General features: G+C 64.0%; 9 protein-coding genes and 1 pseudogene. 5 read left to right on the forward strand and 5 right to left on the reverse strand.

Going from position 1 to position 9,166, the window contains the following annotated elements; all coding sequences use genetic code 11:
• Nucleotides 1-190 precede the first annotated feature (190 nt).
• Entirely contained in the window at nucleotides 191-574 is a 384-nt protein-coding gene (locus tag ACQKPE_RS17850; RefSeq protein ID WP_427667882.1) for a PaaI family thioesterase, read from the reverse strand.
• Nucleotides 574-2,898: a Tex family protein gene (locus ACQKPE_RS17855; RefSeq protein ID WP_427667884.1), complete on the reverse strand. Its 2,325-nt coding sequence runs from the start codon at nucleotides 2,896-2,898 to the stop codon at nucleotides 574-576. The genes ACQKPE_RS17850 and ACQKPE_RS17855 overlap by 1 nt, the downstream gene beginning before the upstream one ends.
• Nucleotides 2,899-3,127: 229 nt before the next feature.
• Here ACQKPE_RS17855 and ompR point away from each other — a divergent pair, with 229 nt between their 5' ends.
• Together ompR and ACQKPE_RS17865 are read left to right on the forward strand one after the other, a co-directional pair.
• The gene (gene ompR / locus ACQKPE_RS17860; protein ID WP_427667885.1) at nucleotides 3,128-3,868 is read left to right on the forward strand and encodes a two-component system response regulator OmpR; all 741 of its coding nucleotides are present in this window, start codon (nucleotides 3,128-3,130) and stop codon (nucleotides 3,866-3,868) included.
• 113 nt (nucleotides 3,869-3,981) lie between these two features.
• Nucleotides 3,982-5,295 (forward strand): ATP-binding protein, encoded by a 1,314-nt coding sequence (locus ACQKPE_RS17865; RefSeq protein ID WP_427667886.1) that lies wholly within the window; start codon nucleotides 3,982-3,984, stop codon nucleotides 5,293-5,295.
• Nucleotides 5,296-5,327: 32 nt separating this feature from the next.
• Here ACQKPE_RS17865 and rimK read toward each other — a convergent pair whose 3' ends face one another.
• On the reverse strand, nucleotides 5,328-6,233 hold the full coding sequence (rimK, locus tag ACQKPE_RS17870) for a 30S ribosomal protein S6--L-glutamate ligase (protein WP_427667888.1): 906 nt from the start codon (nucleotides 6,231-6,233) through the stop codon (nucleotides 5,328-5,330).
• Nucleotides 6,230-6,712, reverse strand: a complete 483-nt coding sequence (locus ACQKPE_RS17875) for an ATP-dependent zinc protease family protein (protein ID WP_427667890.1) — start codon at nucleotides 6,710-6,712, stop codon at nucleotides 6,230-6,232. The genes rimK and ACQKPE_RS17875 overlap by 4 nt, the downstream gene beginning before the upstream one ends.
• 109 nt (nucleotides 6,713-6,821) lie before the next feature.
• Between ACQKPE_RS17875 and ACQKPE_RS17880 the strand changes: the two genes are divergently transcribed.
• From ACQKPE_RS17880 to ACQKPE_RS17890, 3 genes and pseudogenes are all read left to right on the forward strand, one after another.
• Nucleotides 6,822-7,226, forward strand: coding sequence for an RNA-binding S4 domain-containing protein (locus ACQKPE_RS17880; protein WP_427667892.1), 405 nt, complete (start codon nucleotides 6,822-6,824; stop codon nucleotides 7,224-7,226).
• A gap of 256 nt (nucleotides 7,227-7,482) precedes the next feature.
• On the forward strand, nucleotides 7,483-8,382 hold the full coding sequence (gene hslO, locus ACQKPE_RS17885; protein WP_427667893.1) for an Hsp33 family molecular chaperone HslO: 900 nt from the start codon (nucleotides 7,483-7,485) through the stop codon (nucleotides 8,380-8,382).
• Nucleotides 8,383-8,561: 179 nt separating this feature from the next.
• A pseudogene (locus ACQKPE_RS17890) lies at nucleotides 8,562-9,083 on the forward strand (phosphoenolpyruvate carboxykinase (ATP)); the annotation flags it as partial.
• Here the strand turns inward: ACQKPE_RS17890 and ACQKPE_RS17895 are convergent.
• Nucleotides 9,078-9,166 (reverse strand): hypothetical protein (locus ACQKPE_RS17895; protein ID WP_427667896.1); only part of this gene is annotated, 89 nt, incomplete at its 5' end. The pseudogene ACQKPE_RS17890 and the gene ACQKPE_RS17895 sit on opposite strands and share 6 nt — an antisense overlap.

Genomic DNA, 9,166 nt, shown 5'->3' on the forward strand with positions numbered 1-9,166 from the left:
ATGGATTCCTTCACGCGTCAGTCGCCCCAATATGGGGGTAGAGTTGACGGTCTACAAGGGTAGGCAAAAAGGAACTGGCGTTGTCGCCTGGTTTACGCGGTTCCGGTCGTGCACACGGGCATGTGCGGGGGCACCAAACGGCCCCCATGGCTCAATGCCAGCGAAAATACCGCAGATGCCCCACCGGCAGCTAGAGAACCGCGAAGGTTCCCTGGGCCTTGGCCACCAGCTTGTCGTCCTGGACTACGTCGGCGTCGACCACCAGCGTACGACGACCGGCGTGCAGCACGCGCGCCGTGCATAGTACTTCGCCGTCGCTGACCGCACGCATGTAGTTGATCTTGCATTCGATGGTCACGCTCTGCTGGTCGAAGCCATGGCTGGCCGAGCAGGCCAGGCCCATGGCGATGTCCACCAGGCTGAAGATCGCCCCGCCGTGCAGCTTCTGGCCGCGGTTGCGCAGGTGCGGCTCCAGTGTCAGGGCCACCTGGGCGACCCCGTCCTCGAGGTGTTGTAGGCGGCAGCCCAACAACTGGCTGAAGGCGCTTTGCACGTACTCTTTGGGAACGTCCATCACTTCTTCTTCAACTGCTTGGCGTTGGCGAACAGCGAGGCCATGGCGTTGTTGGCCGGTGCTGCGGTGGCGGTTTCACGCGGGCGTGGCGCCTGCGACGAACGGTTGCCGCCCTGGCCACGACCGCCGCCGCGGTTGCCATCGACCTTCTCGCCCGGGGTATCGCCCATGCGCATCGACAGAGCGATACGTTTACGCGGGATATCGACTTCCATGACCTTCACCTTGACCACGTCGCCGGCCTTGACCGCTTCGCGTGGGTCCTTGATGAACTTCTCCGACAGCGCCGAGATATGCACCAGGCCGTCCTGGTGCACGCCGATGTCGACGAAGGCACCGAAATTGGTGACGTTGGTCACCACGCCTTCGAGGATCATGCCGGGCTCCAGGTCCTTGAGGTCCTCGACGCCATCCTGGAAGGCGGCGGTCTTGAACTCGGGGCGCGGGTCGCGGCCGGGTTTGTCCAGTTCCTGGAGAATGTCGGTGACGGTCGGCAGGCCGAAGGTCTCGTCGGTGAATTTCTTCGGGTCCAGGCGCTTGAGGAAGCCGCTGTCGCCGATCAGCGAGCGGATGTCACGGTCGGTACCGGCGGCGATGCGTTGCACCAATGGGTAGGCTTCCGGGTGCACGGCCGAGGCATCCAGTGGGTTGTCGCCATTCATCACGCGCAGGAAGCCTGCGGCCTGCTCGAAGGTTTTCTCGCCCAGGCGGCTGACTTTCTTCAACGCCGCGCGGGTGGCGAACGGGCCGTTGGCATCGCGGTGGGCAACGATGTTTTGCGCCAGGGTGGCGTTCAGGCCGGAAATACGGGTGAGCAGGGCCACCGAGGCGGTGTTGACGTCGACGCCGACGGCGTTCACGCAGTCCTCCACCACGGCGTCCAGGCCACGGGCCAGCTTCAGCTGGGAAACGTCGTGCTGGTACTGGCCGACGCCGATGGATTTCGGGTCGATCTTCACCAGTTCTGCCAGCGGGTCTTGCAGGCGACGGGCGTTGGACACCGCGCCACGGATCGACACGTCCAGGTCGGGGAATTCACGGGCGGCCAGTTCCGAGGCCGAGTACACCGAGGCGCCGGCCTCGGAGACCATGATCTTGGTGAGCTTCAGCGCCGGGTACTGCTTGACCAGGTCGGCGATCAGCTTGTCGCTCTCGCGGCTGGCGGTGCCGTTGCCGATCGCCACCAGCTCCACCGCGTGCTTGGCGCACAGGGCAGCGAGCACGGCGATAGTGCGGTCCCAGTCATTGCGCGGGGCGTGTGGGTAGACGGTGGCGGTGTCCAGCAGCTTGCCGGTGGCGTCGACCACCGCCACCTTGCAGCCGGTGCGCAGGCCCGGGTCGAAGCCCAGCGTGGCACGTGGGCCAGCCGGGGCGGCCAGCAGCAGGTCGTGCAAGTTGTGGGCGAAGACGTTGATCGCCTCGCCTTCGGCGCCATCGCGCAGCTCGCCGAACAGGTCGGTTTCCAGGTGGGTGTACAGCTTGACCTTCCAGGTCCAGCGCACCACCTCGCCCAGCCACTTGTCGGCTGGGCGGTTGCGGTTTTCCAGGCCGAAGTGGCTGGCGATCATCACTTCGCACGGGTGCAGGGTGCCTGGCAGTTCTTCACCGACCTTCAGCGCTGCGCTCAGCACGCCTTCGTTGCGGCCGCGGAAGATCGCCAGGGCGCGGTGCGACGGCACGCTGCGCAGTACTTCGTCATGGGCGAAATAGTCGCGGAACTTGGCGCCTTCCTCTTCCTTGCCGGCCACCACGCGGGCGCTGAGCACGGCTTCCTGCTTGAGGAAGTTGCGCAGCTTGTCGAGCAGCGCGGCGTCTTCGGCGAAGCGCTCCATGAGGATGTACTTGGCGCCTTCCAGGGCGGCCTTCACGTCGGCCACGCCCTTTTCGGCATCGACGAAGCGTGCCGCTTCGGCTTCCGGGGCCAGTTGCGGGTCGTTCAACAGGCCGTCGGCGAGCTCGCCCAGGCCCGCCTCCAGGGCGATCTGGCCCTTGGTGCGGCGCTTTTGCTTGTAGGGCAGGTAGAGGTCTTCCAGGCGGGTCTTGGTGTCGGCGAGCTTGATCTCGCGGGCCAGCTCCGGGGTCAGCTTGCCTTGCTCCTCGATGCTGGCCAGGATGCTGGCGCGGCGCTCGTCGAGTTCACGCAGGTAGCGCAGGCGCTCTTCCAGGTGGCGCAGCTGGGTATCGTCCAGGCTGCCAGTCACTTCCTTGCGGTAGCGGGCGATGAAAGGCACGGTCGAGCCTTCGTCCAACAGGCCTACGGCCGCCTCGACCTGCTGTGGGCGTACGCCCAGTTCCTCGGCGATACGGCTGTTGATGCTGTCCATGAGAACCACCTGACAAATAATGAATACATGGCCGCAGGTGGGCGTTCGGGCCCGGCGGCGCTGGATGAAAGCCGCGCATTATACCCATCGGGCCAGGGTTGCGGTGATGGCTTGGGGCCACTTCGCAATGGGTTGGAAGTGGCGCCAGGGGAAAAATCTGCTAACAATGCACACGGCACGCCGCGCAGTGGCTACGCCATAATGCGCGGCGATCTAAGAGGAGTTATTCATGACCAGCACCGCACAAACTGCTGAAGGCGACAAGATTCTCATCGTTGACGACGACCCGGGGCTGAGCAGCCTGCTGGAGCGTTTCTTCACCAGCAAGGGCTTCCGTGCCCGCGCTGTGCCCAATGTCGAACAGATGGACCGCCTGCTGGCCCGCGAAGTCTTCAACCTGGTGGTGCTCGACCTGATGCTGCCCGGCGAGGATGGCCTCTCCGCGTGCCGCCGCCTGCGCGCGGCGAACAACCAGATCCCGATCATCATGCTCACTGCCAAAGGCGATGAGCTCAGCCGCATCAAGGGCCTGGAGCTCGGCGCCGACGACTACCTGGCCAAGCCGTTCAACCCCGACGAGCTGGTCGCCCGGGTCAAGGCCGTGCTGCGCCGCCAATCCCCGAGCGTACCGGGTGCCCCCGGCAGTGAAGACGAAACCGTCACCTTCGGTGACTACGAGCTGTCGTTGGCCACCCGCGAGCTCAAGCGTGGCGAGGAAGTGCACATGCTCACCACCGGTGAGTTCGCTGTGCTCAAGGCACTGGTCATGCACGCCCGCGAGCCGCTGACCCGCGACAAACTGATGAACCTGGCCCGTGGCCGTGAGTGGGACGCGCTGGAGCGCTCCATCGATGTGCAGATTTCCCGCCTGCGCCGCATGATCGAGCCCGACCCGTCCAAGCCGCGCTACATCCAGACGGTGTGGGGCGTGGGCTACGTCTTCGTGCCGGACGGAAACGCCGGCAAATGAGCCATCGCCGTAGCGCGACAGGGCGACCCGGGTGGGTCGCCCTGTTTTCGTCTACGGCACCTGGCATTACTGGCGAGGCATGCCTCGCACCCGCATTGCGATAGTTGTCCTGAATGAAAACGCCCCTCTGGTTCCCGCAAAGCTTCTTCGCCCGCACGCTGTGGCTGGTGCTGATCGTCGTCTTGTTCTCCAAGGCGCTCACCCTCGTTTACCTGCTGATGAACGAAGATGTGCTGGTCGATCGCCAGTACAGCCACGGCGTGGCGCTGACGTTGCGCGCCTATTGGGCCGCCGATGAAGAAAACCGCGACAAGATTGCCGAGGCGGCGGGACTGATTCGCGTGACTGGCGCGGGCGTGCCGGAGGGCGAGCAGCACTGGCCCTACAGTGAGATCTACCAGCGCCAGATGCAGGCTGAGCTGGGCGAGGACACCGAGGTGCGGCTGCGCATCCATGCGCCACCGGCGCTGTGGGTCAATGCGCCGAGCCTGGGGCCGGGCTGGCTCAAGGTGCCGTTATACCCGCACCCGCTGCGTGGGCAGAAAATCTGGAACGTGCTGGGCTGGTTCCTGGCCATCGGTTTGTTGTCGACCGCCTCGGCGTGGATCTTCGTGCGTCAGCTCAACCAGCCGCTCAAGCGCCTGGTGTTCGCTGCCCGCCAGCTTGGCCAGGGCCGCAGTGTACGTTTGCCGGTCAGTGACACACCGAGCGAGATGACCGAGGTGTACCGCGCCTTCAACCAGATGGCCGAGGACGTCGAGCAGGCCGGGCGTGAGCGTGAGCTGATGTTGGCAGGGGTTTCCCATGACCTGCGCACGCCGCTTACGCGCTTGCGCCTGTCACTGTCCCTGATGCCCAACGACAACGACCTCACCGACGACATGGTCCGCGATATCGAGGACATGGACGCCATTCTCGACCAGTTCCTGGCGTTCATCCGCGATGGTCGCGACGAGCCGGTCGAGGAAGTCGACCTGGGCTACCTGATCCGCGAGGTGGTGGCGCCCTATAACCAGCCAGAGGAGCGTGTGCGCCTGTGCCTGGAGCCGATTCCTCCGTTCCCCCTGCGCCGCGTGTCACTCAAGCGGATGCTCGGCAACCTGATCGGCAACGCCTTGCACCATGCGGGCAAGGGCGTCGAGGTGGCGGCCTACGTGTCGGGTGACCAAAGTGCGCCCTACGTGGTGCTCAGCGTGCTGGACCGGGGGGCGGGTATCGACGAGTCGGAACTTGAAACCATCTTCAACCCGTTCATCCGCGGCGACCGAGCGCGTGGCGGCAAGGGCACTGGCCTGGGGCTGGCGATCGTCAAGCGCATCGCGGCGCAGCATGGCGGCAACGTCGAACTGCGCAACCGCTCCGGCGGCGGCATCGAGGCGCGGGTCGTTCTACCGCTGGGGCTGTTGCTGCCACGCAACGCCGTTTGATGTGAACCGCCCCTGCCGGGGCGGTTTTGCTTTCAGCCTTTGCCTTTGGTGCGGGTCTGGTTCGGCCCGCCATTCTTTTCCAGATGCTCGATGATCATCCCCGCCACGTCCTTGCTGGTGGTGACCTCGATCCCCTCCAACCCTGGCGATGAGTTCACCTCCATCACCAATGGCCCGTGGTTGGAGCGCAGGATATCCACCCCCGCCACGCTCAAACCCATCACCTTGGCGGCGCGAATGGCGGTCATGCGCTCTTCCGGGGTGATCTTGATCAGGCTGGCGACGCCACCGCGGTGCAGGTTGGAGCGAAATTCCCCAGGCTTGGCCTGGCGCTTCATCGAGGCGATCACCTTGTCGCCGACCACGAAGCAGCGGATGTCCGCGCCGCCGGCTTCCTTGATGTACTCCTGGACCATGATGTTCTGCTTGAGCCCCATGAACGCCTCGATCACCGATTCGGCGGCCTTGGTGGTTTCGCACAACACCACGCCGATGCCCTGGGTGCCTTCGAGTACCTTGATGACCAAAGGCGCGCCATTGACCATGCGGATCAGGTCGGGGATGTCGTCAGGGGAGTGGGCGAAGCCCGTGATTGGCAGGCCGATGCCGCGCCGGGACAGCAATTGCAGCGAGCGCAGTTTGTCCCGCGAACGGGCGATGGCCACCGACTCGTTGAGTGGGTAGACGCCCATCATCTCGAACTGGCGCAGCACCGCGCAGCCATAGAAGGTGACCGAGGCACCGATACGCGGGATCACCGCATCGAAGCCTTCCAGTGGCTTGCCACGGTAGTGGATCTGCGGCTTGTGGCTGGCGATGTTCATGTAGGCGCGCAGGGTGTCGATCACTACCATTTCATGGCCGCGCGCGGTGCCGGCCTCGACCAGGCGGCGGGTGGAATACAGGCGCGGGTTACGCGACAGGATGGCGATCTTCATGCAGCACCTGTGACAGGGGAAAGGGTGGCCGGGAAGGCCGGTTTGTCCTGGACATACTTGAGGCCCGGGTTGACTACCAGTTGACCATGGACAAGCGCCTTGGATCCCAGCAGCAGCCGGTAGCGCATGCTTTTGCGACAAGCCAGGGTGAATTCCACTTCCCAGACCCGATCGCCCAGTGCCAGCGGGGTGCGGATCACGTAGCGAACCTGGGCGTGGCCGTTGGAGCTCTTGATGGTCTTCATGGTCACCATCGGCGCTTCGCAGCGGCGGTGGCGCAATTGCACCACCGAACCCAGGTGCGCAGTGAAGCGCACCCAGGGCGCGCCGTCGCGCTCGAACGGCTCGATTTCGGTGGCGTGTAGGCTGGAGGTGCTGGCGCCGGTGTCGATCTTCGCCCGCAGCCCCGCCAGGCCAAGGTCGGGCAGGGCGATCCACTCGCGCAGGCCGATCACTGTCAGATGGTCAAATGTCTTCACGAAGCACACCCTGCGAATGAGGTGGTGAACTGTAAGCACGGCGCGGAGTTTTTGCATCCGCAAGTTACGGTAGTACAGTTCCGTTAAAGACAGAATTCGAGGAGCCGGGATGGCAGGCAAGTCGGACGAAGACGACAAGGTTCGTTTGGACAAATGGTTGTGGGCGGCGCGTTTCTATAAGACCCGTGCCTTGGCCAAGGCCGCGATCGAGAGCGGCAAGGTGCATTGTCGCGGCGAGCGTTGCAAGCCGGGCAAGGAACCGCGCGTGGGCGACGAGTTCGTGTTGCGCACCGGCTTCGACGAGCGCACGGTGCTGGTGAAGGCGTTGTCGGTGGTACGCCGAGGAGCACCGGAGGCGCAAACGCTGTATGAGGAAACCGAAGATAGCGTTCGTCGTCGCGAGCAGGCCGCCGAGCTGCGCAAGGCTGGCGCCATGGGCGTGACCACCGACGGTCGGCCGACCAAGAAGCAGCGTCGGCAGATTCACCAGCTGCACGGCAGTTTTGAAGGCTAGCCAGCCGCGTTGTCAGATTTCACATACGCCGCGCACTTGGAAAACCGTCCCCTTGCCACCATCTAATTGGATCAAGCGAGTTGGCGTAGCGCGCCGGGCCCGGTCCTGCGGGGCAGCCGCTCGTCGAAAGTCGGCCACAGGATCTGGCCAAAAGGCCACGAGCGCCAACACAGTAGGGCAAAGGGCAGCAGGGACAGGCCTCGCAAGGCCGCTACTACTCCCATTACTTTCAGCACCTTTCAGATAGCCAGAAGCCATGAGCGATATGCCTGATACCGATTTCACCCAACGTTTCATCTTCGACGAGCGCGATGTGCGCGGCGAGTGGGTGGCGCTCGATGCCAGCTACACCGCCGTGCTGGACCGCCACCCCTACCCGCAGCCCGTGGCCACGCTGCTCGGCGAGTTGATGGCTGCCACCTCCCTGCTGGTTGGCGCACTCAAGTTCGACGGCCTGCTGATTCTACAGGCGCGCTCCCAGGGGCCGATCCCGCTGCTGATGGTGGAGTGCTCGGGCGACCGCGAGATTCGTGGCATGGCGCGCTATGAAGCCGAGCAGATCAGCGATGACGCAACACTGGAGCAGTTGATGCCTGGCGGTCACCTGACCCTGACCATCGACCCGATCAAGGGCCAGCGCTACCAGGGCACCGTGGACCTCGACGGGGCCAACCTGTCGGAATGTTTCACCAACTACTTCGTGCAGTCGCAACAGCTGAACACCCGTTTCTGGCTCGATGCCAAGGACGGCAAGGCTCGCGGCCTGCTTTTGCAGCAGCTGCCGCGCGACCGCCAGCCCGATGACGAAGAGCGCGAAGAAAGCTGGCAGCACGTGGTGGCCCTGGCCGGCACGCTCAAGCCCGAAGAATGGGCGCTGGACAACGAAACCCTGCTGCACCGCCTGTACCACGAGGACGCCGTGCGTCTGTTCGACATCCAGCCGCTGAAGTTCAGTTGCAGTTGCTCTCGGGAACGTTCCGGCAATGCGCTGGTCAGTCTCGGCGAGCAGGATGCCAAGGCGCTGGTCGAGGAATGCAATGGCCAGGTCGAGATCGACTGCCAGTTCTGCAACGAGCGTTATTTCTTCGACGCGACCGATGTAGCGCAGTTGTTTGCAGGCGGCGGCACGGACGCGGCATCGGATACTCGTCACTGAAACGTTTCATTACAGGAGAATCTCCTGTCGAATTGCGCAAAAGCGCGGTTACGACAGGAGGGGCCTACTTTTTTTGGGCGTTTCTGGCATAATCCGGCCACTTTTTTCGCTGTAGTAGTTTGAAACAAGCAACTACAAAACGTTTGGAGCACTCGGCCTCGGGCCGGATGGGGTATCTCATGACGCAAGCCAACAACACCGTGTACACCGACCTGAGCGTCGATGAGCTGGTAAAAGAAGCGCTGTCCCGCGGTGAAGGCGTGCTGGCCGATACTGGCGCACTGGTCGTTGAGACGGGTCACCGTACCGGCCGTTCGCCGGCTGACCGTTTCATCGTTGACGAACCGAGCACCTCTGCCGCCATCGCCTGGGGCCCGATCAACCGCAAGTTCCCGGCCGACAAGTTCGATGCCCTGTGGGACCGCGTCGAGGCGTTCAACAACGCCCAGGATCACTTCGTTTCCTACGTTCACGTAGGGGCTGCCGCCGAGCACTACCTGCCGGTGAAGATGACCACCCAGACGGCCTGGCAGAACCTGTTCGGCCGTTGCCTGTTCATCAACCCAGAGTCGTTCAACCCGGCTGGCCGCGACCAGTGGCAGATCCTCAACGTCGCCAACTTCGTCTGCGAGCCTGAGCGTGACGGCACCAACTCCGATGGCTGCGTGATCATCAACTTCGCCCAGGATCGAGTATCAGTCGTCCCCGCCCCCCAGGCGACTGCCCCAACCCAGCTTGGTGCGGCAGACCTCGTAGTAGTTGTGGTCCAGCGGGTGGATCAGGC

This window comes from Pseudomonas sp. NPDC089554, from assembly GCF_050280645.1.
GTDB lineage: Bacteria > Pseudomonadota > Gammaproteobacteria > Pseudomonadales > Pseudomonadaceae > Aquipseudomonas.

Excerpts from the sequence above, each read along its gene's own strand:
- ACQKPE_RS17850 (WP_427667882.1), bottom strand. The coding sequence starts at position 574 with ATGGACGTTCCCAAAGAGTACGTGCAAAGCGCCTTCAGCCAGTTGTTG.
- ACQKPE_RS17855 (WP_427667884.1), bottom strand. The coding sequence starts at position 2,898 with ATGGACAGCATCAACAGCCGTATCGCCGAGGAACTGGGCGTACGCCCA.
- ompR (WP_427667885.1), top strand. The coding sequence starts at position 3,128 with ATGACCAGCACCGCACAAACTGCTGAAGGCGACAAGATTCTCATCGTT.
- ACQKPE_RS17865 (WP_427667886.1), top strand. The coding sequence starts at position 3,982 with ATGAAAACGCCCCTCTGGTTCCCGCAAAGCTTCTTCGCCCGCACGCTG.
- rimK (WP_427667888.1), bottom strand. The coding sequence starts at position 6,233 with ATGAAGATCGCCATCCTGTCGCGTAACCCGCGCCTGTATTCCACCCGC.
- ACQKPE_RS17880 (WP_427667892.1), top strand. The coding sequence starts at position 6,822 with ATGGCAGGCAAGTCGGACGAAGACGACAAGGTTCGTTTGGACAAATGG.
- hslO (WP_427667893.1), top strand. The coding sequence starts at position 7,483 with ATGAGCGATATGCCTGATACCGATTTCACCCAACGTTTCATCTTCGAC.